The organism is Paraburkholderia sp. UCT70 (genome assembly GCF_050434085.1).
In the GTDB taxonomy this organism is placed as follows: domain Bacteria; phylum Pseudomonadota; class Gammaproteobacteria; order Burkholderiales; family Burkholderiaceae; genus Paraburkholderia; species Paraburkholderia tuberum.
This window is the reverse complement of the sequence record NZ_JBNPVZ010000002.1, coordinates 2,937,662-2,962,316: the sequence shown is the minus strand read 5'-3', so window position 1 is coordinate 2,962,316 and position 24,655 is coordinate 2,937,662. Positions and strand designations below refer to the sequence as shown.

19 protein-coding genes are annotated in these 24,655 nt (G+C 64.1%); 11 read left to right on the top strand and 8 right to left on the bottom strand.

Translation table 11 applies throughout. From position 1 onward, the window contains the following. Nucleotides 1-250 precede the first annotated feature (250 nt). From aroQ to OKW41_RS15905, 3 genes are read left to right on the top strand one after another with little or no spacing between them, the layout of a single operon-like run. Nucleotides 251-706 (top strand): type II 3-dehydroquinate dehydratase, encoded by a 456-nt coding sequence (gene aroQ / locus OKW41_RS15915; RefSeq protein WP_429573116.1) that lies wholly within the window; start codon nucleotides 251-253, stop codon nucleotides 704-706. Beyond that, entirely contained in the window at nucleotides 703-1,641 is a 939-nt protein-coding gene (locus OKW41_RS15910) for a shikimate dehydrogenase (protein WP_429573115.1), read from the top strand. The genes aroQ and OKW41_RS15910 overlap by 4 nt, the downstream gene beginning before the upstream one ends. Nucleotides 1,642-1,691: 50 nt before the next feature. Beyond that, nucleotides 1,692-3,071, top strand: a complete 1,380-nt coding sequence (locus OKW41_RS15905; protein ID WP_429444067.1) for an MFS transporter — start codon at nucleotides 1,692-1,694, stop codon at nucleotides 3,069-3,071. 170 nt (nucleotides 3,072-3,241) lie between these two features. Here OKW41_RS15905 and OKW41_RS15900 read toward each other — a convergent pair whose 3' ends face one another. From OKW41_RS15900 to OKW41_RS15890, 3 genes are all read right to left on the bottom strand, one after another. Further along, nucleotides 3,242-3,997 carry a TetR/AcrR family transcriptional regulator gene (locus OKW41_RS15900; RefSeq protein WP_429444066.1) on the bottom strand — a complete coding sequence of 252 codons (756 nt, stop codon included), beginning with the start codon at nucleotides 3,995-3,997 and terminating at the stop codon, nucleotides 3,242-3,244. A gap of 105 nt (nucleotides 3,998-4,102) precedes the next feature. Next, nucleotides 4,103-5,392: an NAD(P)/FAD-dependent oxidoreductase gene (locus OKW41_RS15895; RefSeq protein WP_429573114.1), complete on the bottom strand. Its 1,290-nt coding sequence runs from the start codon at nucleotides 5,390-5,392 to the stop codon at nucleotides 4,103-4,105. Between the two features lie 107 nt (nucleotides 5,393-5,499). Then, nucleotides 5,500-6,432 carry a dihydrodipicolinate synthase family protein gene (locus OKW41_RS15890; protein WP_184025420.1) on the bottom strand — a complete coding sequence of 311 codons (933 nt, stop codon included), beginning with the start codon at nucleotides 6,430-6,432 and terminating at the stop codon, nucleotides 5,500-5,502. 159 nt (nucleotides 6,433-6,591) lie between these two features. Between OKW41_RS15890 and OKW41_RS15885 the strand changes: the two genes are divergently transcribed. Next, complete coding sequence (locus tag OKW41_RS15885; protein WP_429573113.1) at nucleotides 6,592-7,530, top strand: LysR family transcriptional regulator; 939 nt, start codon at nucleotides 6,592-6,594, stop codon at nucleotides 7,528-7,530. Nucleotides 7,531-7,840: 310 nt separating this feature from the next. Further along, nucleotides 7,841-10,954, top strand: a complete 3,114-nt coding sequence (locus OKW41_RS15880; protein ID WP_429573112.1) for a transglycosylase domain-containing protein — start codon at nucleotides 7,841-7,843, stop codon at nucleotides 10,952-10,954. 5 nt (nucleotides 10,955-10,959) lie between these two features. On the opposite strand, the gene OKW41_RS15875 is transcribed toward OKW41_RS15880, so the two are convergent. The 4 genes from OKW41_RS15875 to OKW41_RS15860 all read right to left on the bottom strand — a co-directional run bounded on the left by OKW41_RS15875 (nucleotide 10,960) and on the right by OKW41_RS15860 (nucleotide 15,162). Next, complete coding sequence (locus tag OKW41_RS15875; RefSeq protein ID WP_429573111.1) at nucleotides 10,960-12,204, bottom strand: ROK family transcriptional regulator; 1,245 nt, start codon at nucleotides 12,202-12,204, stop codon at nucleotides 10,960-10,962. Between the two features lie 42 nt (nucleotides 12,205-12,246). Continuing rightward, nucleotides 12,247-13,050: an ATP-binding cassette domain-containing protein gene (locus OKW41_RS15870; protein ID WP_429573110.1), complete on the bottom strand. Its 804-nt coding sequence runs from the start codon at nucleotides 13,048-13,050 to the stop codon at nucleotides 12,247-12,249. A 20-nt stretch (nucleotides 13,051-13,070) separates the two neighbouring features. Further along, entirely contained in the window at nucleotides 13,071-14,060 is a 990-nt protein-coding gene (locus tag OKW41_RS15865) for an ABC transporter permease (protein WP_429444060.1), read from the bottom strand. Nucleotides 14,061-14,157: 97 nt separating this feature from the next. Then, a complete protein-coding gene (locus OKW41_RS15860; RefSeq protein ID WP_429573109.1) occupies nucleotides 14,158-15,162 on the bottom strand; it encodes a sugar ABC transporter substrate-binding protein in 1,005 nt (334 codons plus the stop codon). A 450-nt stretch (nucleotides 15,163-15,612) separates the two neighbouring features. Here OKW41_RS15860 and OKW41_RS15855 point away from each other — a divergent pair, with 450 nt between their 5' ends. Then, nucleotides 15,613-16,821, top strand: a complete 1,209-nt coding sequence (locus OKW41_RS15855; RefSeq protein WP_429573108.1) for an MFS transporter — start codon at nucleotides 15,613-15,615, stop codon at nucleotides 16,819-16,821. A gap of 73 nt (nucleotides 16,822-16,894) precedes the next feature. Here the strand turns inward: OKW41_RS15855 and OKW41_RS15850 are convergent, their stop codons facing one another. Then, a complete protein-coding gene (locus OKW41_RS15850) occupies nucleotides 16,895-17,938 on the bottom strand; it encodes a LacI family DNA-binding transcriptional regulator (RefSeq protein WP_429573107.1) in 1,044 nt (347 codons plus the stop codon). 192 nt (nucleotides 17,939-18,130) lie between these two features. Between OKW41_RS15850 and OKW41_RS15845 the strand changes: the two genes are divergently transcribed. From OKW41_RS15845 to OKW41_RS15825, 5 genes are all read left to right on the top strand, one after another. After that, nucleotides 18,131-19,297, top strand: a complete 1,167-nt coding sequence (locus OKW41_RS15845; RefSeq protein WP_429573106.1) for an ABC transporter ATP-binding protein — start codon at nucleotides 18,131-18,133, stop codon at nucleotides 19,295-19,297. Nucleotides 19,298-19,317: 20 nt separating this feature from the next. Further along, nucleotides 19,318-21,297 carry a beta-galactosidase gene (locus OKW41_RS15840; protein WP_429573105.1) on the top strand — a complete coding sequence of 660 codons (1,980 nt, stop codon included), beginning with the start codon at nucleotides 19,318-19,320 and terminating at the stop codon, nucleotides 21,295-21,297. Nucleotides 21,298-21,382: 85 nt separating this feature from the next. After that, complete coding sequence (locus OKW41_RS15835; RefSeq protein WP_429573104.1) at nucleotides 21,383-22,636, top strand: ABC transporter substrate-binding protein; 1,254 nt, start codon at nucleotides 21,383-21,385, stop codon at nucleotides 22,634-22,636. A gap of 57 nt (nucleotides 22,637-22,693) precedes the next feature. Continuing rightward, on the top strand, nucleotides 22,694-23,668 hold the full coding sequence (locus OKW41_RS15830; protein WP_429573103.1) for a carbohydrate ABC transporter permease: 975 nt from the start codon (nucleotides 22,694-22,696) through the stop codon (nucleotides 23,666-23,668). A gap of 10 nt (nucleotides 23,669-23,678) precedes the next feature. Then, entirely contained in the window at nucleotides 23,679-24,530 is an 852-nt protein-coding gene (locus OKW41_RS15825; protein WP_429573102.1) for a carbohydrate ABC transporter permease, read from the top strand. The last annotated feature ends 125 nt before the right edge of the window (nucleotides 24,531-24,655 follow it).

Here is a 24,655-nt window from a genome sequence, read left to right as displayed (position 1 = left end):
GCGCGGCCTGCCGGGCTTGCTGCAATGCGCAAAAATGAGCTAGTTCGTTACGCACTGAAGCAAGACGCAGGCCAGAATACCCCACACTATCCGGGAGTTTCGATAGTCTATACAAACTAACTAGATGGTACAAATTCGTAGAAACCCCGAATGACGACGACGGCCGATGCGCGCACACTTCGCCATGCGTCGAAGAACCGCCGCGGGTGCCGCGGTTCGAGTCGCGCCTTATTTTGCGGGAGTCGTTGTCATGAGCTTTGCCTCCGTACTGGTCCTGAACGGACCGAACCTCAATCTGCTCGGCACGCGCGAGCCGGCCATCTATGGCGCGGAAACGCTCGACGACGTCGCGAAGCTGTGCCGCGACGCGGGCGAGCGCCTCGAGCTCGCGATCGACTTCTGCCAGTCGAACGCCGAGCATCAGCTGATCGACTGGCTGCACGCGGCGCGCACCAAGGTCGACGGCATCGTGATCAATCCGGCCGCTTACACACATACGTCGGTCGCGATCGCCGACGCATTGAGCGCGATCGAAAAGCCCGTCATCGAGGTGCATATCTCGAACGTGCATCGGCGCGAAGCGTTCCGGCATCACTCGTACGTGTCGGCGGTGGTGGACGCGATCATCGTCGGCTGCGGCACGCAGGGCTATGTGCTCGCGCTGGAACGGATGGCGGCGATTCTTAAGAATAGGGCGGCGAAATGAACACTCAAGCGAACACTAGGGGAAATTCCCGGACCGACGCGCAGATCGCCGCGTTGGCCAATGCGCAGGCGAGCTTGCGGGCCACTCCCCACTCCTTTCTGGTCGGCCTGATCGGCTCGGGCATCAGCGGTTCGCTCACGCCCGCGATGCACGAGGAAGAGGGCAGCAAGCTCGGACTGCACTATGTCTATAGACGCATCGATCTCGATGCGCAGAAGCTCGACACCGCCGCGCTGCCGGAGCTGCTGACGGCGGCCGAACGGATGGGTTACAACGGCCTGAACATCACGTATCCGTGCAAGCAGGCGGTGATTCCGCTGCTCGACGAACTGTCCGACGACGCCCGCGCGCTCGGCGCGGTCAACACCGTGCTGTTCAAGGACGGCAAGCGCATCGGTCACAACACCGACTGGTCCGGCTTCGCGCGTGCGTTCCAGCGCGGCCTGCCGGACGTGTCGCTGGAACGCGTCGTGCAGCTTGGCGCCGGCGGCGCCGGCGCGGCGGTCGCGCACGCGGCGCTGAACATGGGCGCGCAGTCGCTGACGCTGTTCGACGTCGATGCCGCCCGCGCGCAGTCGCTCGCCGACGAGTTGCTGGCGCGTTTCCCGAAAGCCAAGGTCAGCGCGGGCACGTCGCTCGAAGATTCGCTCTGCGCCGCGCAAGGCCTGATTCACGCTACGCCGACCGGTATGGCTAAAATGCCGGGCCTGCCGCTGCCGGCCGAATTGCTGCACCGCGACCTGTGGGTCGCCGACATCGTCTATTTCCCAATTCGCACCGCGCTGCTGCAGGCGGCCGAGGCGCTTGGCTGCCGCACGCTGAGTGGCGGCGGCATGGCGGTCTACCAGGCGGTCGACGCCATGCGTATTTTCACGGGCCTCGAGCCGGACGCCGAGCGCGTCTACACCCACTTTCAATCGTTGTTGCAACGCTAACCGGCCGCGTAGAGACCGGCACCCAAGCTGATCGAGGAGACAAGCACGACATGACGCAATCGTTCCAATCCAGCTCCGCGGGCTCGCCCGCGCAGAACAAGGCGGCGAGCCCCGCGCGCCGTTCGAAAGCCCGTTACAAGATCCTCGCGCTGCTCGCGGTCGGCACGATGATCAACTATCTCGACCGCACCGTGCTCGGCATCGCGGCACCGCAGCTGACGAAGGAACTCGGCATCAACGCCGCGCTGATGGGCCTGCTGTTCTCCGTGTTTTCGTGGAGCTACGTGGCCTCGCAGATTCCGGGCGGCCTGTTTCTCGACCGCTTCGGCAGCAAGCTCACATACTTCCTGTCGATGACGTTCTGGTCGCTCTGCACGCTCGCGCAAGGGCTCGTGGGGGGCATCGGCGGCCTGTTCGCCTTCCGTCTCGGCCTTGGCGTTTCGGAGGCGCCATGCTTTCCGACCAATAGCCGCGTGGTCGCCACGTGGTTTCCGCAAAGCGAGCGCGCGATGGCGACCGGCACCTACACGGTCGGCGAATATATCGGCCTCGCGTTTTTCAGTCCGTTCCTGTTCATGCTGATGGGCGCATTCGGCTGGCGCTCGCTGTTCCTCGTGGTCGGCGGCGTCGGTATCGCGTTTGGCGTGGTGTGGTGGCTGCTGTATCGCGAGCCGCGCGATCATCCGTCGGCGAATCAGGAAGAGCTCGACTATATCGAGGCGGGCGGCGGTCTCACGCAACGCAACAAGGATGTCGCGGGTGCGGCCGCGGGTACACCCGATGCGGCGGCATCGAAGAAGAGCGGCTTCCAATGGGGCACGATTGGCCAGCTGCTCAAGCATCGCCAGTTGACCGGCATCTGCCTCGGCCAGTTCGCGGGCAATTCGACGCTGGTGTTCTTCCTCACGTGGTTCCCGACGTATCTCGCCACCGAACGTCATATGGCCTGGCTGAAGATCGGCTTCTTCGCGATCATGCCGTTCATCGCGGCTTCGATCGGCGTGATGTTCGGCGGCGTGTTCTCCGACTGGCTGCTGCGCCGTGGCAAATCGCCGAACGTCGCGCGCAAGCTGCCGATCATCGCGGGTCTGCTGCTCGCGTCGACGATCATTCTCGCCAACTATGTCGAGAGCAACGTCGTGGTGATCGCGATTCTGTCGGTGGCGTTCTTCGCGCAGGGCATGGCCGCGCTCGGCTGGACGCTGGTGTCGGATATCGCGCCCGAGGGTCTGCTCGGCGTGACCGGCGGCATCTTCAACTTCGCCGCGAACCTGGCGGGGATCGTGACGCCGCTCGTGGTGGGCCTGATCGTCGCGGCGACCGGTTCGTTCGTGGGCGCGCTGGTGTTTATCGGTGTCATCGCGTTGATCGGCGCGCTGTCGTATATCTTCGTCGTCGGCGATATCAAGCGGATCGTGCTGGTGGATTGAGTCTTCCCCGGAGAGCCGTCGCGGTGCGGCGGCAACCACGTCGACTGCCGTCACCGGTTTGCCGGGGCAGTAAGCCGCTGAACGCGCTGCGTTTCTCGAAGCGATAAAAAACGGGATGTGGCTTTCACCACATCCCGTTTCCATTTCAGCCGGTCGCCGCGCAACCGGCGTCAATCGTCCTTCTTCACGAACCGCAAGATCGCATCGACGATCATCGCCCGATGCCGCGCCCGCAGCCGCGGATGCGACGGATCGCGCCCAAACGCGGTGCCGAACGTATGCCGGTTGCCCACGCGATGGAAACACAGCGAGCTGATCATCAGATGCAGATCGATCGGATCGATGTCGCTGCGGAACTGGCCCGCCGCGATGCCGCGCGCGAGCAGATCCTCGATCGTGTGAATCACGGTGACGTTGCGTCCTTTGAACGTCTTGACCTGCTCGACGTACTTCGCGCCGTGAATGTTTTCGATCGTCACGAGGCGCACGAAATCGCGCTGGCGGTCGTGGTAGTCGAACGTGAATTCGACCAGCGCGCGCATGCCTTCGACCGGATCGAGTTCGCTGATGTGCAGGTCCTGTTCGAGCGCGCGAATGTCTCCATACACCTTTTCCAGCACCGCCTGGTACAACCCTTCCTTGCTGCCGAAGTAGTAGTACAGCATGCGCTTGGTGGTGTTCGTGCGTTCCGCGATCGCGTCGACGCGGGCACCCGTCAGCCCCATCGCGGAGAACTCCTGGGTCGCGACGTCGAGGATGTTGCGCTTAGTCTGCTCGGGATCGTATTTGCGTGGGGCATCCACACGCCGGGCGTCGGTACGTCGGACGTCGACACGCCTGGCGCCGGTACGTCGCGCGTCGGCGTGCGGCGTGCCAGACACGATGCCGTTGGTATCAGGCTCGGCGGCCTTGCTTCCCTTTTTCATTGTGGTTTCGAGCGGCAGTGACGGCGCATTCTAGCATGGCGAAATGGGCCTCTGGCGTGGGTCCCGGGCATCGAAGAAGGCATCTCGAAGGAGCTTGCGTGGCGCTTACGCGACCGGGCGCGTGGGCCGGCGGCGCGCGGCGAGTGCGTCGCGTGTTTGCATCGCGGTGTACGTGAGCTGCGCGGCCGCGAGACCGAGCGCGCCGTACGTGCGCGTGAGGCCGAAGGTCGCGAACGCATCGGGCACCGGCCGTTCACCGGAGATAGCCGCGGCCAGCAGTTCGCCAGACACCGTGGTCGGCGCCATGCCGTGTCCGCCGAAACCGACCGCGTACCAGACTCCGTCCGTGCTTTGGCCGATCTGCGGCATCTTGTGTCGCGCGTAGCTCATCAGGCCGCCCCATGCGTGCTCGATGCGCACGTCGCGCAGCTGCGGATAGACCTTCAGCAGGTCCTGTCGCAACAGACGCGCGATCGCCTCGGGCTCGCGGTCGCGCACGGAGATGCGGCCGCCCCACAGGATGCGCGTGTCGGGCAACGGGCGGTAGTAGTCGAACGCGAAGCGGGTGTCATAGATCGCGGCGCGTGTGGCGATTGCGTCGTGCAAGCGTTCGCCGAGCGGCTCCGTTGCCATCACGTAGGTGGCGATAGGCAGCACCGCGCGCTCGACGCGCGCGTACACGTTGCGTGCATAGCCGCCGCCCGCCATCACGACGTGACGCGCGTCGAGCGCACCTTGCGGCGTCTCGACGACGAAGCCCGCGCCGTCGCGCCGCAAGCTGACGACCGGCGAGCGCTCGTGTATCGTCACGCCCGCTTGCGCGGCCGCCGCGGCGACGCCGACAACGTACTTGAGCGGATGAAAATGGAACGCGTTGCGCTCGAACAGGCCGCCGTGATAGCGGCTCGTTTTCAGTTGCGCGGCGAGTTGGCTGGCAGCGATCGGTTCCCAGTCGACGCCGAACGAATCGCGCATCAGACGCCGTTGCGCTTCGAGACGCGCAGGTTCGTCGAACCAGTTCGCGAGGATCACGCCGGCATCGGTCGCGTCGCAATCGATCCGATAGCGCGCAATTCGCTTGCGCATCAGCTCGACCGCGTCGGTGGTCAGCGCATAGAGTTCGCGCGCGCGAGTCGGCCCGAGCGTCTTCAGCAGGTCGGCGCAATCGAGGCTGTAGCCGCCGAACACGAAGCCGCCGTTGCGTCCCGATGCGCCGAAGCCGACCTGCTCCGCTTCGAGCACGACGACGTCTTCGACGCCGCGTTCGGCGAGTCCCAGCGCGGTGGAGAGTCCCGCAAGTCCGCCGCCGACGATGCAGACGTGCGCGCTGCGTCGGCCGTTGAGCGGCGCGTAGGCGGAGGAGCGGGTGACGGTGGCTTCGTAGAAACTTTGCATGGGGCGCGAGCTTGTGAACAGGCCCTAGGTTAGCGGCAATCGCGTGTGCCCGTCCAGCCCGCGTGAGCCCGCACCTCGACAGGCGCCCCGCCGCGCTTCGTTCTGCGTTATCGACCCCAGCGCAACACCAGCGGATCGAGCCGGCGTGCGATCTTCAACAGTCCTTCGCGCGTCGCCGGATGCATCTGCGGCAGCGGGTGACGCACCGCGTCCGAACCGATCACGCCGCCTTCTTTCATCAGCGCCTTGCACGATGCGAGGCCGCCCTGGCGATTCTCGTAGTTGATCAGCGGCAGCCACTGCTGATAGTGCGCGGCGGCGGCCTCGGTATCACCGGCCGCATAGGCATCGACGATCAGGCGGATGCCATCGGCATAACCGCCGCCCGTCATCGAGCCGGTCGCGCCCGCATCGAGGTCGGCCATCAGCGTGATCGCTTCCTCGCCGTCCCACGGACCGACGATCGCGTCGCCGCCCAGTTCGATCAGCTCGCGCAGCTTGTTCGCGGCCTGCGGCGTTTCGATCTTGAAGTACGACACGTTGTCGATCTCGCGCGCCATGCGAGCGAGGAACGGCGCGGACAACGGCGTGCCGCTGACCGGCGCGTCCTGGATCATGATCGGAATCTGGATGGCATCGGACACCGTACGATAGAACTCGTAGATGCCGCGCTCGCCGATGCGGATCGTCGCGCCGTGATACGGCGGCATGACCATCACCATCGCGGCGCCCGCGGCCTGCGCTGCGCGGCTGCGCTCCGCGCACTGGTACGAGCTGAAGTGCGTGGTCGTCACGATCACCGGCACGCGGCCCGCGACGTGTTCGAGCGCGAGATGCATCAGTGTGTTGCGCTCGTCGTCGGACAGCGCGAACTGCTCGGAGAAGTTCGCGAGAATGCACAGGCCGTTCGAGCCGGCGTCGATCATGAAATCGAGGCAGCGCTTCTGACCTTCGAGGTCGAGACGCCCGGCGTCGTCGAAGATCGTCGGCACGACGGGGAAGACGCCGCGCAGGGCGGGAGAGTGTGACGCTTGGCTCATGGCGATTCGGTCCGTACGGGGATGGAAGGATTGCGCTCGAACCCGCGAACGGGCGGCGCAACTGGATGAATGTCTCCTTCGGCGACTATACGGCGCTGGGCCTCGCGGGTATATTGAATTGTTTCCATATCGTGATCGCTTTTGCGACTCACCCGACCGATGAAAGACACGCTCAACGTCCTGCTGTCGAAGCTGCGCATGAAGCAGCTGCATCTGCTGATCGCGCTCGACGATCACAAATCGCTGCACAAAGCCGCCGGCGTGATGTCGATGACGCAATCGGCGGCGAGCAAGGCGCTGCAGGAGCTCGAATCGATGCTCGACGCGCCGCTTTTCGAGCGCTCGAAAAGCGGCATGATCCCGAACCAGCTCGGTCATTGCGTGATCCGATATGCGCGAGTCGTGACGTCGGACCTCACCGCGCTCTGCCAGGACGTCGCCGAAATTCGTTCGGGGCGTGGCGGGCGGCTCGCGCTCGGCGCGATCATGGGCGCGATTCCCGACTGCGTGGTGCCCGCGCTGAATCAATTGCATGCGGCGCAACCGGGTCTGTCGATCGAAGTGGTCGAGGACACCAGCGCACGAATGCTCGCGCAGCTCGACGACGGGCGGCTCGATCTGGTGGTCGGCCGAGCGGCGGTCGCGGCCGATCCGTCGAAGTATCAGTATCGTCCGCTCGGCGACGAGCCGTTGGCGGTGGTGGTCGGTTATCAGCATGCGCCGTTGCCGCGCCGCGAGATGATGTTGCGCGATCTCGCCGGGCATCGCTGGGTCATGTATCCGTCACACATGCCGCTGCATGCGCTGCTCGAACGCGAGATGGATCTCGCCGGCCTCGACATGCCCGACAATCCGATTTCCACGGCTTCCACGTTCGTGACGGTTGCACTGCTGCAAAGCAGCGCCGAACTCGTTTCGCTGCTGCCGAGCGCAATTGCTGGGCCGTTCGTGCGGCACAAGATGCTGCGCGTCGTGCCGGTCAGGCTCAAATCGCCATCGCAGACGTTCGGCATCGTCACGCGCAAGGGCGGCGTGCTGTCGCCGCCGGCGGAACGGTTTATCGCGCTGTTGCGTGCACAGACGAAAGCGCGAATTTAGGCGCGGCGCAATCAAATTGCTCAGCCGTCTGCCCGGTTGCCGGTAAGAATGCCAGCAAAAAAACGACTTTCTTTCGGCAAGGCCCGCCAGAAACGGCAAAACCGCCCGAAAAGGCGGTTTGTTATTCGTGTGAAAAGAGCTTCAATATCTCATGCCGGTTCGCGTTTTGTCATCCGGCGCCAGCAGGTGTTGTAGCCGCGACACTGTCGCATCAATCCGAACCGATGAGGGTTTCTCGTTCCGAGCTACACTGGTTTGAATGAACTGAGCCAGGCTCGACACCCCTGGCCATCGCTCGGGGAGAGCAGCCATGAATCGGCCACCGCTTCGGTTTCCGCTTCGCGTGACCAGCACCGTGCCCGTGCGGAGTTGGCGTTGGCTCAAATGGGGGCTTGCCGCGTTTTTGCTGCTCGCGGTGGCGCTGATTGCGCGGCTCGTGCAGATCGAGATCGAGACCTCGCGACTGCAGGCGCGGTACCTTTCCGAGCTGACCCGCGACGTCGCTTTTTCGGTCGACGACGGTCCCAGTCATTCCCTCCGCTTTCCGCAAGCCGACAAGGGCCCGTACGACGCGCGCCTCGGCTACGCGCTGTTGCCGGCTATCCAGCAGCGTCTGTTGCAACATGGCTTCGAAATCAGCTCGCAGGCGCGCGATTCAGAACGCATGCTTTCGCTAGCCGATGACGGCCTGTTCCTGCCTTACGACGAAAAAGACACGGCCGGCCTGCAATTGTTCGACGGCACCGGCGTGCCGCTATACAGCGCTCAGTTTCCCGGTCGCGTGTACGACAGCTTTGGCGCGATTCCGCTGCTCGTGGTGAACTCGCTGCTGTTCATCGAAGACCGCTATCTGCTCGATCCGGATCAGCCGAACCGCAATCCGGCGATCGACTGGGGGCGCTTCAGCCGCGCGCTCGTCGACCAGGGCGCGCGCATGTTCAATCGTCATCAGCAGACGCCCGGCGGCAGCACGCTCGCGACGCAGATCGAGAAATTCCGTCACTCGGCGGGGGGCCGCACCGCGACGCCGCCAGAAAAGCTGCGGCAAATCGCGTCGGCGTCGGTGCGCGCTTATCTGAACGGACCGCAAACGCTGCCCGCGCGCGAACAGATCGTGGTCCATTATCTGAACTCGGTGCCGCTTGCCGCGCAGCCCGGCGTCGGCGAAATCAACGGTATCGGCGATGGGCTCGCCGCCTGGTATGGGCGCGATTTCCGCGAGACCAACCGGCTGCTGAAGTCGCCGTCGACCGATGCAAATCTGCCCGACCAGGGTCTGGCGTTTCGCGAAGTGCTGTCGCTGATGATCGCGCAGCGCGCGCCGTCGTTTTTCCTGCAGCGCGGCTATCCCGAGCTCGAACGGCTGACCGACAGCTATCTGCGGCTGCTCGCGAGTGGCGGCGTGATCACTGCGCAGTTGCGCGACGCGGCGCTGGCGGCGCAAGTCGAACTGCATCGCGCGCCGCGCAGCACACCGGATCTCGGTTCGTTCGTGTCGCGCAAGGCCGTCACGTCGATGCGCTCGCATCTGCTCGCCGCGCTCGGCGTGCGTAGTTTCTATGAACTGGACCGCCTCGACGTGCAGGCGACAGGCACGCTGAACAATGACGTGCAACAAGCCGTTGCCGAGCGCCTCGCCGCCGCCGCGACGAAAGACGGCGCGAAGGCCGCGGGTCTCGTCGGCTACGAAATGTTGCGCGGGTCCGACGATCCGTCGCAGATCGCCTACAGCTTCACGCTGTTCGAGCGGCACGGCGACGCGAACCTCGTGCGCGTGCAGACTGATAGCGTGAACCAGCCGTTCGACATCAATTCCGGCGCGCGCCTGAACCTCGGCTCGACCGCGAAACTGCGCACCGTCATCACGTATCTGCAGATCGTCACCGATTTGCACACACGGTACGCATCGCTGAGCAATGTCGAGCTGAAGGCGATCACGCCCGATCCGAACGATCGGCTGACGCGCTGGGCGATCGACTATCTGCTGCACACGCGCGACCATTCGCTGCAGCCTATGCTCGACGCCGCCGTCGAGCGTAAATACTCGGCGAGCCCGGGCGAAACGTTCTTTACGGGCGGCGGCGCGCAGACCTTCGCGAACTTCGAGTCCGACGACAACAGCCGCATCCTGACCGTGCATCGCGCGTTCCAGCATTCGGTGAACCTCGTGTTCGTGCGACTGATGCGCGATATCGTGCACTATGAAATGGTGCAGACCACCGGGCCGTCGTCGCAATGGCTCGGCGATCCGGCGACCCGCAAGATGTACCTGACACGTTTCGCCGATCAGGAAAGCCGCGTGTACATGAAGCGTTTCTACACGAAGTACCACGGCAAGACGCCTGATCAGCAGATCACGCTATTGCTGCTCGGGGTGCGCAAGTCGCCCCCGAAAGTGGCGACCGCGTTGCGCAGCGTCGCGCCGGATCAATCGAACGCGTGGTTCAACAGGATGATGTACGCGGCGCTGAAGAACACGCCGGCGGCTTCGATGCTCGACGACGAAGATCTCGCGAATCTGTACGACAAGTACGGCATCAACCGCTTCAACCTGAACGACCGCGGCTATATTTCGAGTGTGCATCCGCTCGAACTATGGACGCTGAACTATCTGCGCTCGCATCCGGATGCGACGCTTGCGCAGATCGAAGCCGCGAGCCAGGACGTGCGCCTGTCGACTTACTCGTGGCTCTTCAAGACGCGCTATCACGTGACCCAGGATCACCGCATCAAGCGCATGGTCGAGCTGCGCGCCTTCGACGCGATCGGCAAATCCTGGCAGGCGCTCGGCTATCCGTTCGCGTCGCTGACGCCGTCGTATGCGGCGGCGATCGGCGCGTCGGGTGATCGTCCGGCGGCGCTCGCGCAACTGATCGGCGTGATCGCGAACGGCGGCAACAAGGTGCCGACCGAAACGCTGACGCAAATCGACTTCGCGAAAGATACGCCGTACGAAACGCATTTCAGGCGCGCGGTGGTCGCGCCGCAGCAGCAGGTGTCGCCGGAGATTGCCGGGGAGGTGCGGATGCTGTTGCGCGACGTCGTGACGGGTGGCACCGCGAGGCGTCTAGCGCAAGGCATGACGTTCCCGAACGGCGAAACGCTCGAAGTCTATGGCAAGACCGGCACCGGCGATCAGCGCTTGAACGTGTACGCGAAGGGCGCGCGGTTGATCGAGTCGCGCAAGGTGAATCGCAGCGCGACCTTCGTGTTCGCGCTCGGCGACCGCTTCTACGGCACGTTGACCGCGTGGGTGCACGAGCCGTATGCCGCGCATTACGACTTCACGAGTGCGCTGGCGGTGCAGTTGCTGAAGTCGATGGCACCGGCGTTGCAGCCGTTGCTCGATAAGCCGGTTCAGAAAACCGTGACGGCGGCGCCGGCGGGATCGACGCCTGCTGCGACGAAAGTTGCCGCGCAGTGAATCGCTCACCGCTCGTCATAACCCGTCTCCGACGCCGCCGGCTTCAGGAACAGCTCATGCACCGGCGCGAAATGCGCATATAGCGGCAGAATCGCTCCGCCCATCGCGCGGGCATCGGCGCCGATCGCGCCTTCGAGCAATTGCGGCCGCACCATCCCTTCCCATTCGAAACGATCGAGCACGCGCTCGGTCCGGCGAATGATCTCGCGCAGCAGTAGCCGGTCGAACTCGCCGTCGATCACGACGGCTTCGAGATCGAGCAACGCGGCAGCATTGGTTAGCGCGTTCGCGATCGCCGGGCACGCGCTGTCGAGCCATCGCTCGGTATGCCGCCACAACTCGGGCGACAACGCGCGATGATCATGCGCCGCGGCCGCCGGCGCGCCCGCATCGCTGAACAGTCGTTCGAGCACGAAGCCCGATGCCGCGTGCAGCAACTGCCGCGCGGGTTTGCGTGCGCCGCCTTCGCGCAGCGGGATCGAACCGACCGCGCCCGCGTTGTCGTGCGGACCGCCATGCAGACGTCCGTCGATCACGAGACCCCCGCCGATGAACGTGCCGACGAACAGATACAGGAAGTTGTGAATGCCGCGGCCCTGGCCCATCACGAGTTCGGCCGCGCACGCGGCCGTGGTGTCTTTGGCGAACTCGACGGGCAGGCCGGTTATCGTCGCGATGCGCGCGCGCAGATCGATCTCGGTCCAGGCGTCGAGCGCGTCGGGCGGCGCGCCGAGAAAGTCGCGCCAGCCGCCGAGCCACAACGGCGCCGCGACACCGACGCCGACCACCTTGCCCGCCTTCGCGCCGAGCGTCTGGTTCACGCGCGCGAGTTTGTTTTCGAGCGCGGGGAACAGCGCGCGCGGATCGGGATACGCATACTCGAATACGTCGCGGCATACGATGCGCCCGGCGAAGTCCATCGCGAGCACGTCGAGACTGCGGCGTCCGACCTTGATACCGATCGTGTACGCGCCGTCCGCGCACAACGCGATCGGCACCGACGGCTGGCCGATCTTGCCGCGCACGCGTGCGTGCTTTTCGAGCAGGCCGTCGGCGATCAACCGGTCGACGATCATCGACACCGTCTGCATCGAAAGACGCGTGAGGCGGCCGACCTCGGCCTTCGGCAGTGGTCCATGCAAGCGGATCGTTTGCAGCACGATGCGCTCGTTGAATTGCCGCATGCCGACCTGATTCGAACCGACCGTGCGTTTGACCGGCGAACGCCTGCTGGTGCTGGGGGTGTCCATTGTCGTGTACCGGCCTCGTGGCTCAGCGGATTGAGTGGCGCGTCATGCGATCGCCTTCACGTCGGCTGTCTTCGCGCCGGTCATGATCGCGACCGCTTCCGACATGTGCACATCCTTCGTATTGACGAGCGCCGCGCGCCGGCCGAGCCGCTGGATATGGATGCGGTCCGCGATCTCGAACACATGCGGCATGTTGTGGCTGATCAGAATCACCGGCAGGCCACGATCGCGCACGCGCCGGATCAGTTCGAGCACCATGTTGCCTTCCTTCACGCCGAGCGCGGCGGTGGGCTCGTCCAGAATCACCACGTGGCGCGCGAATGCCGCGCTGCGTGCAACGGCGACGCCCTGGCGCTGGCCGCCGGACAACGTTTCGACCGCCTGGCGCATCGAGCGGATGCCGATTTGCAGATCCTTCATGGCCGCGGTCGCTTCGTCGAGCATGCGGCGCTTGTCGATCATCTTGAACAACGAGCCGCGCCAGCCGGGCTTCAGCAATTCGCGGGCGAGAAACAGGTTTTCGGCGATGCTCATCGCCGGCGCGACGGCGAGTTCCTGGTACACGGTCTCGATGCCTTGTGCGCGCGCATCGAGCGGACTGCGAAACTTGACCGGTTTGCCGTCGAGCAGAATCTCGCCTTCGTCGGGCACCGTGGCGCCCGAGAGCGCCTTGATCAGCGACGATTTGCCCGCGCCGTTGTCGCCGATCACCGCGAGGATCTCGCCGGGCAGCACTTCGAAATCGCAACCGTCGAGCGCGGTCACGTTGCCGTAACGTTTGACGAGCCCGCGTGCCTGCAGAACCGGCATCGCAGCGGACGTGGAAGAGGAGGTGGAGGTCGACATGACAAGGCTCCTGTGCGGGATCAACGGCCGCGGTGCGAGAGTTTATCGGCGGCGACCGCGAGAATCACGAGGATGCCGGTGATCAATACCTGGTACACCGAGGAAACACCGATCAGCGTCAGGCCGTTACGGAATACGCCGACAATCAGCGCTCCAAGCAAGGTGCCGACGATCGAGCCGCGGCCACCGAACAGACTCGTGCCGCCGAGCACGACCGCGGTGATGCTGTCGAGGTTCTCGGTTTGCCCGGCCTGCGGATCGCCGACACCGGTGCGCGCTACCGACAGCAGCGCGGCGATGCCGTAGATCGCGCCGGCAAGCGTGTAGACGGACAGCAGAATCCGCTGTGACGACAGGCCCATCAGTCGCGCGGCCTCGGCGTTGTTGCCGAGCGCGTACAGATGCCGGCCGGGCACCGTGTCGCGCAGCACGAACCACGTGGCCAGATACATCAGCAGCGTCAGCACGGTGCCGTACGTGACTTCCGCCGGTCCGAGCCTGAACGTGCTGCCGAGGAACATGATCGCATCGGGCAGGTTCGACACGCTTTCCGCGTTCGAGTAGATCTGCGTGAGCGCAAATGCGATGTTCAGCGTACCCAGCGTGACGATGAACGCCGGCAACTTGATGCGCGTGATCAACAGACCGTTCAGTAAGCCGAACAAGGTGCTGGCGCCGATGCCGCACAGAATCGCGAGGATCGGCGGCACGCCGAGCACGACCGCGAACTTCGTCATGATGATCGAGCCGAAGGCCATTACCATGCCGCAGGACAGATCGATGCCACCGGTCAGCACGATCAGTGTCTGGCCGATCGCGATGACCGCGACGACCATCGTCTGTTGCAGGATCAGCGACAGGTTCTGGAACGATAGAAAGCGGGTGCTCTGCGAGATAAAGAATGCGCAGGCCAGCACCAGCGCGATCAGCGGTCCGATTTCGGACAGCGACGGCAGGTGCTCGGTGAAAGACGGGCGCGGCCGGCCGGCGGGCGCGGAAGGGGTCGACATGATGGCAGTCCTCGGTACATGAGCGTGACATGAAGGTCACGCTGCAAATCAATTGGCGGCCCGGTGCGACGCGCAACGGGCCGCTGTGCAATGCGCGTTACTTGTTGCCCCAGCAGTTGTCGAGGCCGAACTTCGTGTCTTTGCTGTCGATGCCGGAAATCGGCTTGTCGGTGATCAGCGTGACGCCGGTGTCCTGATAACCGGACACCTTCTTGCCGGTTTTCGCGTAGTCGACGCCGGCGGTGACGCCGAGCGCGGCCATCTTCAGCGGATACTGCTGCGAGGTCGCCGCGATCGCGCCGGCCTTCACGTTGCGCACGCCTTCGCAACCGCCGTCGATCGACACGATCATCACGCCCTTGTCCTTGCCCGCCGCCTTCAGCGCGCGATACGCGCCGGCCGCGGCCGGTTCGTTGATCGTGTAGACCACGTTGATGCCGGGCGCTTTCTGCAGGCAGTTTTCCATCGCCGTCTGGCCTTTCGCCTGATCGCCGCGGGTGTCCTGGCTGCAAACGATCGACGCATCGCCTTCCTTGACGCCGAAGCCTTCGAGGAAGCCGTTGTGACGCAGCACGCCGACCGACACGCCCGGCGCGAGATCGAGCGTGGCGATCTTCGCGGGCTTGCCGTTCAGCGCGGCCTTCGCATATTTGCCGATCAGCACGCCGGCCTTGAAGTTGTCGGTGGCGAACAGGGCGTCGGTTGCGTCCTGCGGATCGGTCGGCGTATCGAGGGCGACGACCATCACACCGGCCGCGCGCGCCTTCTTGATGCTCGGCACGATCGCCTTGGTGTCGCTCGGCGTGATCAGGATTGCTTTCGCGCCCGCCGTCATCATGTTTTCGATCGCGGTGACCTGACTCGCGTTGTCGCCGTCGAACTTGCCGGCGGCCGTGATCAGTTTCGCGCCGTCTTTCGACGCGGCCGCGTCCGCGCCCTGGCGCATCTTGACGAAGAACGGGTTCGTATCGGTCTTCGTGATCAGGCCGATGACGGGCTGGTCGGCGGCCTGACTCGCGCTTGCGCACCACAGCGCCGCTGCCGCGGCGCACATCGACGCGATTGTCCTGGCGACAGGACGCCTGTGGAAATTCAGATTCATGAGACGCTCCTCCGGTTATTGGCAACGACGTATGGGACTGCAGATAGATCGAAACTGCGAAGCTGCGGGCTTAACGTTTGGCGATGACGCTTCGATGCAATGTGGGCCGAAGGAAATCGCCTAAATCACTTGGGTTGATTTAGTACAGCAGGCGCGCGACTGCTCGTCAAGGAAATGTGAAACGCGGAAATTCGCCGCGCCGCGAACCGCGTGCAGGCTGAGAGCATTGTGTGGTAACGCTTTGGCGCTATGCTGCAGTGCGAAGCGGCGCTTCTCGGCTTGGGGAAAGTCCTGGCCCGTTTGAAAGCGCGTTGAAATGTCAACGATGGTTTTTCAACGCAATTCGCGGTGCGTAGCGCGCTTTTTCAGTGGGCGCTGAATGTTTGCGAGAGGTTGCGGCGGAACAGCGCTTGCTCGCGTCGACAGAATGCGAACCTTTCGGAGAGACCCATGCCTTCGCACTGGTGGCAGCGACGACTCGGCTCCCGCGCATCGCTGATCGCCGCCGCCCTCGCGATCGGCGTTCTGTACGCGGGCAGCACGATGGTCACGCCGCTTTATCCGCTCTATCAACGCCGGTTCGGCTTGTCCGATCTGACGATCACGCTCGTGTACGCGACCTACGTGATCGGCAATCTCGGCGCTTTGTTTCTATTCGGTCGCGTGTCCGACCAGGCCGGGCGCCGATCGGTCAGTCTGCTCGTGCTCGCAGCCGCGATCGCGAGCACGATGTGTTTTCTGTTCGCCACGCATGCGACGTGGCTTTTCGTCGCCCGGGCGGCGAGCGGCCTTGCAATCGGCGTCGGTGCCGCGACGGCGACCGCGTGGATCGCGGAATTGCACGCCGGCGCCGACAAGGCGCCCGCCAGCCGTCTCGCCGCGGCGGTCAATCTGGCTGGGCTCGGAGTGGGACCGCTGCTGACTGGTCTGCTCGCGGAATTCGCGCCCTGGCCATTGCGCACGGTGTTCGTCGTTTATCTGTTGACGCTTCTGGTCACCGCGGCGTTGGCGGCGCTCGCATGCGAAACGGTCCAGGCGCGCGTCCGGACGTTTGCACAGGTGTCGTTCGCGCCACGCATCGGCGTGCCCGCGCAATTGCGCGTGGCATTCGTCGTGCCTGCCGTCACCGCATTCGCGACCTTCGCGCTGCTCGGCTTTTTCGCGGCGCTGTTGCCCAATCTGATCGCGAACAGCATGCATCTGCACAGCCCCGCGCTGAGCGGGGCGCTCGTCGCCGAACTGTTCGCCGCGAGCACGATCACCGTGATGGTCACGTCGAAACTCGCCGCCCGCACCGCGATGCTCGCCGGACTGTGGCTGTTGCCGCCGAGTCTCGCGTTGCTGCTGTGGGCGCAGGTTGCCGCGTCGTTCGTAGTGCTGAGTGCGGCGACGGCGCTGTGCGGCATCGCAGCCGCGCTCGGGTTTCGCGGCAGTTTGCAGGAGATCAACCGGATCGCGCCCGCGGACCAACGCGCCGAATTGCTATCGGCGTATCTGCTCTGCTGTTACACCGGCAACTCGTTGCCGGCGGTCGGCATAGCGCTGCTGTCGACCCGGGTCGGACATTTGTGGGCGAACGTCGCATTCGCGACGGTTTCCGCGGTATTGGCCTGCATTGCGTTGGCGGTCGGTGCGCGCCGGCCTCGTCACGCGAGTTGACGCGCGGCAAGCTGGCCGAGCCTGGTCCAACTGCTACGAACTGCAACGTTGCGGCGCGGCTGTAACCGCCACATCAACGCGAACGCGGTGCGGCCGTCGATGCGCGCACGACCAGTTTCGGCTCGGACGAAATCCGCATCGGCACGGGCGCCGGTATGTCCCGCTCGACGCGTCCCGGCTGTCCGTACGAAGTCTCGATCAGTTCGCGCAGCAGTTCCACTGCAAGTCCGGCGACCTCGACCGTCGGCACCGCCACCGTCGTCAGTGCGGGGCGCGATTCGCGCGCGAGCTGGATGTCGGTGATGCCGATCACGGACAGATCGTCCGGCACGCGCAGGCCGAGATCCGCGGCCGCGTGCATCGCGCCGAGCGCAGGCAAATCGTTGGTCGCGAAGATCGCGCTTAGTTGCGGATCGGCTTCAAGCAGCGCGCGGGCCGCCAGGTAGCCGCCGTGGATCGTATCGACCGCGTGCCGCACGCGATTTCTCGTCACACCGGCCGCGCACAACGCGTCGACGAAACCTTCGAAGCGCGCCGCGTGAATGCCCGACGCCTTGCTGCCGACGATCGCACCAAAGCGCCGATGCCCGAGCTCGAGCAGATGCTCGCCGGCCAGTTGGCCGGCCAGCCGGAAATCGACCGCGACGCACGGCAGCCCGGGCGGCTCGGTGGGCCGCTCCCACATGCACAGCACGACCGGCGTGCCGCGCGCTTCGGTCTTGTGCAGATCGGCGAAATCGAGGTTCGCGTTGGTCACGAGCACGCCTTCGGACAAGGTGCCGGCGATCTGGTCGAGGTACGCGCGGCCGCTTAGCGGATCGTCGTTGGTATTGCAGATGATCACGAAGTGGCCGCTCGTACGCGCAGCGCGCTCGACCGCAAGCGCGAACTCCGGATAGAACGGATTCGCGATGCTCGACACCATCAGCGCGAGCGTCGGCGCACGGCCCTCGGCGAGCGCGCGCGCGGCGAGATGCGGGCGATAGCCGAGCGCCGCGACTGCCTCGAGCACACGTTGCCGGGTCGTTTCGCCAACGCGGCCGCGATTGCGCAGCACGTTGGACACCGTGGCTGGCGTGACGCCGGCATGACGCGCGACTTCGCTGAGGGTGGGCATGATATGGTCAGTATTTGGGATGACTGTCCGACATTTGCGTCGCGGCGCGAGGCGCGGCAACATCTGTCATCGAACCAACGTACAAAACGATATCGGAGACAGACCAACGATCGCTTGCGATCGATTTTTCGGTCATGCTGATTAAGCGCTTAATCTCCGACTTCGCACCGATTAAATCACGGAGTCGATGCAATGGCGAGCATTTCGTTACGAGGCGTGCAGAAGGCGTATGGCGACGGTGCGCCGGTGATTCGCAACGTCGATCTGGACATCGGCGAAAACGAGTTCTGCGTGTTTCTCGGCCCGTCGGGTTGCGGCAAGTCCACGCTGCTGCGCATGATCGCCGGGCTCGAGGATTTGACCGACGGCGACCTGTCGATCGGCGGGAAGATCGTCAACGACGTGCCGGCCGCGCAGCGTGGCGTAGCGATGGTGTTCCAGAGCTATGCGCTGTTTCCGCACATGAGCGTGTTCGAGAACATGGCGTTCGGCCTGAAACTCGCGAAGACCCCGAAGGATGAAATCGAGCGCAAGGTGCGTGAAGCCGCGCGCATCCTGCAACTCGAGGCACTGCTCGAGCGCAAGCCGAAGGCGCTGTCGGGCGGGCAGCGGCAGCGCGTCGCAATCGGCCGCGCGATCGTTCGCGAGCCCGGCGTGTTTCTGTTCGACGAACCGCTGTCCAATCTCGATGCAACCTTGCGCGGACAAACGCGCGTCGAAATCGCGCGTCTGCATAAGCAGTTTGCGAAGGCGAGCGTGGTCTACGTGACGCACGATCAGATCGAAGCGATGACGCTCGCCGACAAGATCGTGCTGCTGCATTCGGGCAAGGACACCGAGCGTTACGGCAGCATCGCGCAAATCGGCGCGCCGCTCGAGCTGTATCACCGCCCGAAAAGCCGCTTCGTGGCCGGCTTTATCGGCTCGCCGCGAATGAATTTCCTGCCGGGCAAGGTGGCGTCACTCGATGCGCAGGGCGTGCTCGTCACGCTCGATCACACCGGCGAGAACGTGCGTGTGCCGGTCAGCAGCGCCGGACTGCAGCCAGCGCAGCCGGTCACACTCGGCGTGCGTCCCGAGCATCTCGAGTTCGTCGATGCATCGGCCACGACGAATGCGGGCGTGTCGCAAGACGGCGCGCTCGCGCGCACCGTATCGCTCGTCGAGCAGCTTGGCGAACACAGCTACGTGCACCTCGATCAACCCGGCGGCGCCGTTCTGATCGCCAAGGCGCCCGGCAACACGCGCCTCGCTCCAGGCGATCGCGCGAGCCTGCGGGTGCCGCACACGGCCTGTCATCTGTTTACCGAGGACGGTTTCGCGGCGGCGTCGCTCGAATCCGTCGAACACTACGCTTGAAAAACATTGGGGACATAGGGATGCGTCTTGGAGTCTGTTATTACCCGGAGCACTGGCCCGAGTCGATGTGGGACGACGACGCGCGCCGGATGAAAGCGCTCGGCATCGAGCAGGTGCGGATTGCGGAATTCGCCTGGAGCCGGATCGAGCCGACTCCCGGCGAATACGACTGGGGCTGGCTCGATCGCGCCGTCGACGTGCTCGGCGCGGCTGGCCTGAAGGTCGTCATGTGTACGCCGACCGCGACGCCGCCGAAGTGGCTGATCGATCGTCATCCCGAGATCCTGCCGGTCGGCACCGATGGACGTCCGCGCGCGTTCGGCTCGCGGCGTCATTACGACTTCTCGTCGCCCGCGTATTTCGAGGCTTCGCGTCGTATTTGCACGGCGGTGGCGGAGCGTTACGGCAAGCATCCGGCGGTCGCTTTCTGGCAGACCGATAACGAATTTGGCTGTCATCACACGGTGGTCAGCTATTCGCCGGCCGCGGTCGCGCGCTTTCGCGAGTGGCTGAAGGCGCGTTATCACACGATCCAGGCGTTGAACGAGACGTGGGGCACGGTGTTCTGGAGCATGGAGTACCGCGGCTTCGAAGAAATCGACGCGCCGGTCGGCAGCGTGACCGAGGCGCATCCTTCGCATCGTCTCGACTACCGGCGCTTCGCATCCGACGAAGTGGCGCGCTACAACCGCATGCAGGTCGAGATCATTCGCGCGCATTCGCCGGGGCGGCCGGTCGCGCACAACTTCATGCAGCTCTTCACCGAGTTCGATCACTACAAGGTCGCGGCCGATCTCGACGTCGCAACGTGGGACAGCTATCCGCTCGGCGCGCTAGAAGAGCAGTGGTTCGCGCCGGACATCAAGGCGCGCTGGTTGCGCACTGGTCATCCGGACTTCGCGTCGTTCAATCACGACGTGTATCGCGGCATGTCGAAGCTGCCGTTCTGGGTGATGGAGCAGCAGCCGGGACCGGTGAACTGGGCGCAATGGAATCCGGCGCCGCTGCCGGGCATGGTGCGGCTGTGGAGCTGGGAAGCGTTCGCCCACGGCGCGGGCTGCGTGTCGTATTTCCGCTGGCGTCAGGCGCCGTTCGCGCAGGAGCAGATGCATGCGGGGCTCAATACGCCCGACAACCGGCTCGACGTCGGCGGCAATGAAGCATCGCGGGTGGCGTCCGAAATTCACGCGGTGCTCGCCGCGAACGCCGATGCCAATGCGTCGATCCGCTCGAAAGTCGCGCTCGTCTACGACTATGAAGCGAAGTGGTTGTTCGAGATTCATCCGCAGGGCGCGGACTTTCACTATCCGCGGTTCGCATTCGAGTACTACTCGGCTTTGCGCGCGCTTGGACTCGACGTCGATGTCGTGCCGGCCGATGCATCGTTCGATGGTTATAGCCTCGTCGTCGTACCGCCGCTGCCGGTCGTGCCCGACGATTTCGCCGAACGTCTCGCGCGCTCGGGCGCGCAGGTCGTGCTCGGTCCACGCACCGGCTCGAAGACGCGCGAGCTGCGGATTCCGGCGAATCTGCCGCCTGGAGCATTGACCTCGGTGCTGCCGCTGCGCGTGTGGCGCGTCGAATCGATGCGGCCGAACGTGACCGAAGCGGTGGTGCTCGAACAGCAGGGCGGTGCCGCCGAGGGCTTCGCGCGACACTGGCGCGATTTCATCGACAGCGATGCAGCATCTTCATTCGACGTGCGCGCGCGTTTCGCGGACGGTCATCCCGCGTACGTGCGAAGCGGCGCGTTCCACTACCTCGCGAGCCTGTTCGACGACACCTTGACCGTGCGCCTGTTCGCGCTGATTGCGCAGGAAGCGGGCCTCGAAACGCAGGCACTCGGCGACAGCGTGCGCATCAGCCGTCGCGGCGGACTGACGTATGTGTTCAACTATGGCGATCGAACCCACACGCTCGACGACATTTCCGACGACGCATTCGTGATCGGCTCCTGGGAGGTGGCGCCGCAAGGGGTAGCGGTCTACCGCTCGCAATAGAAGTCTGGCCTTGGCAATTCCACGCGGTCATTCGATATAGAAGCGACAACGACGTAAAAACCATGGAATGAAGGAGACAGTCAGGATGAAACTGAAACCACGCAAGATTCTGTTGGCGCTCGCGCTGGCCGCGGTTGCCGCGGGGACCTCGGTCGTCGGCACCGCGCAGGCGGGCACGCTCGCGCTGAACATCGCGTACAAGGGCGCGGGCCAGCGCGCGGTTTGGCAGCAGGTGGTCGACGAGTTCAAGAAGGCGCATCCCGGTGTCGACGTGAAGGTATCGTTCATCGATGAGGAAGCCTACAAGGTTCAGTTGCCGGGTTGGCTTTCAACTGTCGCGCCAGATATCGTCAACTGGCACGACGGCGAGCGTATGGCGTATTACGCGCAGCGTGGCCTGTTCGAGGATCTGACCGGCGACTGGCAGAAGAACGGCTGGAACGACATGTATGCGTCGACGAAGGAAGCATCGTCGTACAAGGGCAAGCAGTATGCCGCGCCGACCGTGTACTACTCGTGGGGGATGTTCTATCGCAAGGACCTGTTCGAGAAGGCCGGCATCAAGGGCGAGCCGAAAACGTGGAACGAGTTTCTCGACGCCGCGAAAAAGCTGAAGGCCGCCGGCATTGCGCCGATCGCGGTGGCGGGCCGCGATGCCTGGACGCTGGCCGGCTGGTTCGATTATCTCGATCTGCGCCTGAACGGCAATGCGTTTCACCAGAAGCTGATGGCCGGCGAAATTCCGTACACCGATCCGCGCGTGAAGAAGGTCTATACGACGTGGAAGCAACTGATCGACGACGGCTACTTCATCAACAATTCACTGTCCTACGATCTCGATGCGGTGCAGCCGTTCCTGTTCCAGGGCAAGGCTGCCATGATGCTGATGGGGACGTTCATTGCGGCGGGTTTCCCGGACAACGTGAAGCCGCAAATGGGGTACTTCCAGTTCCCGATCATCGACTCCAAGGTGCCGACCGCCGAGGACGGGCCGGTCGAATCACTGCATATTCCGTCAAAAGCGAAGAACAAGTCCGATGCGCACACGTTCCTTGCGTTCGTCGAGACGCCAGAGATCGGTGCGCAACTCGCAAAGGGACTCGGCTCGTTGTCGGCGAACAGCAAATCGCCGGAACCTGAAGATCCGATTTCGAAGATCGGCTTCCAGATCCTGTCGAACACGAAGGGCGGCATTGCGCAGTTCTACGATCGCGACATGACGAAGGAAATGGCCGACGAAGGGATGAAGGGGATGCAGCAGTTCGTCTCCGATCCGTCGAAACTGGACAACATCCTCGCGCAGCTCGAGCAGACGCGTCAGCGTATCTACAAGAAGTGAGCGGCGGCGGCCGCAAGGCCGCTGTCCGATGCATCGGATTGGATCGGGAGGTTGATCGTGTCGCATTCCGTCAGCCGTCATAGCGTCGACGGTCCTGTTGAACCCGGCGGCCCGGGCTTGCCGGCGTCGAGCGGTGCGCTGAGCGGCGCGTCCGTCGCGTCGCGCCGGCGCGGCCCCACGCCGACCGCACGGCGGCAGCGGCGCGCCGCGTTCCTGTTTCTCGCGCCGGCCTGCTTCATGGTGGCCGTGTACGTGGTGTGGCCGATCCTCTCGACGATCCGTCTGAGCTTCTTCAACTGGGATGGGATGACCGAGCCGACCTTCATCGGCCTCGCGAACTATATCGAGCTGGTCCATACGCCCACGTTCTATACGGCGCTCAAGAACAACCTGATCTGGCTCGTGCTGTTTTTGCTCGCGCCGCCGATGGGCCTCGCCGTCGCGCTGTATCTGAATCAGGCGGTGGCGGGCATCCGTATCGTCAAGTCGCTGTTTTTCGCGCCATTCGTGTTGTCGGGGGTCGTGGTCGGACTGATCTTTTCATGGTTCTACGATCCGACCTTCGGCCTGCTCGCGATGATGCTCGGCCACGGCGTGCCGGTGCTCGGCGATCCGCGCTATGCGACGCTCGGCATCGTGTTCGCGGCGCTGTGGCCGCAAACCGCGTACTGCATGATTCTTTATCTGACCGGCTTGACCACGTTGAACGCCGAGCAGATCGAAGCTGCGCGAATGGAAGGCGCGCAGGGCTGGTCGATGCTCTGGCATGTAATCTTGCCGCAGTTGCGGCCTACGACGTTCATGGCGATCGTCGTGACGATCATCGGCGCGCTGCGCAGCTTCGATCTGATTTCGGTAATGACGGGCGGCGGTCCGTTCGAAAGCTCGACGGTGCTCGCCTATTTCATGTACGACCAGGCGATCAAGTACTACCGAATCGGCTATTCGGCGGCGATCGCGGTGGTGCTGTTCGGCATCATGCTCGTGTACATCGTCTATCACCTGCGGCGAATGCTGCGCGCCGAGCAATGAGGATCCGCTGATGTTTCCGATTCCGATCGACAAATGGAAGCCGGCCACGCGCCGCGCATACAAACTGACGTTGCCGATTGCACTCGTGATCTGGCTGCTGCCGATGATCGCGGTGCTGGTCACGTCCGTGCGTTCGACCGAAGAACTGAGCGAGGGCAACTACTGGGGATGGCCGAAGCACTTCGCGATGTTCGATAACTATCGCGAGGCATTGACGACGTCGCCGATGCTGCATTACTTCTGGAATAGCGTGCTGATTACGGTTCCTTCCGTAGTGGGCTCGATCGCACTCGCGTCGATGGCGGGCTTTGCCCTGGCGATCTATCGCTTTCCCGGCAATTCGACGTTGTTCGCGACGTTCGTCGCGGGCAACTTCGTGCCGATTCAGGTGTTGATGATTCCGGTGCGGGATCTGTCGTTGCAACTCGGTCTGTTCAATACCGTGAGCGCGCTGATTCTGTTTCATGTGTCGTTCCAGACCGGCTTTTGCGCGCTGTTTCTGCGCAACTTCATCAAGCAGCTGCCGTTCGAGCTGGTCGAGGCGGCGCGCATCGAAGGGGCGAACGAGTGGACCGTGTTCTTCAGGATCGTGCTGCCGCTGATTCGTCCCGCGCTCGCGGCGTTGGCGATCCTCGTGTTCACGTTCGTGTGGAACGACTATTTCTGGGCCTTGTGTCTGACGCAAGGCGATGACGCCGCGCCGATCACGGTCGGCGTGGCCGCGCTGAAAGGGCAGTGGACGACCGCGTGGAATCTCGTTTCGGCGGGATCGATTCTGGCGGCGCTGCCATCGGTCATGATGTTCTTTGCGATGCAGAAGCATTTCGTCGCGGGCCTGACGTTTGGCGCGACGAAGGGGTGATTCTGTTCACGCGTGGCGCCGCCGCGTAGAGAAGGGTTGCCCGCGGAAGCGGGCTTTTTTTCGGCGTGGCGAACTGCTGCTCGCACGCTGACTTCTCGATCAACGCTTTTCAGCTGACGCCGGGT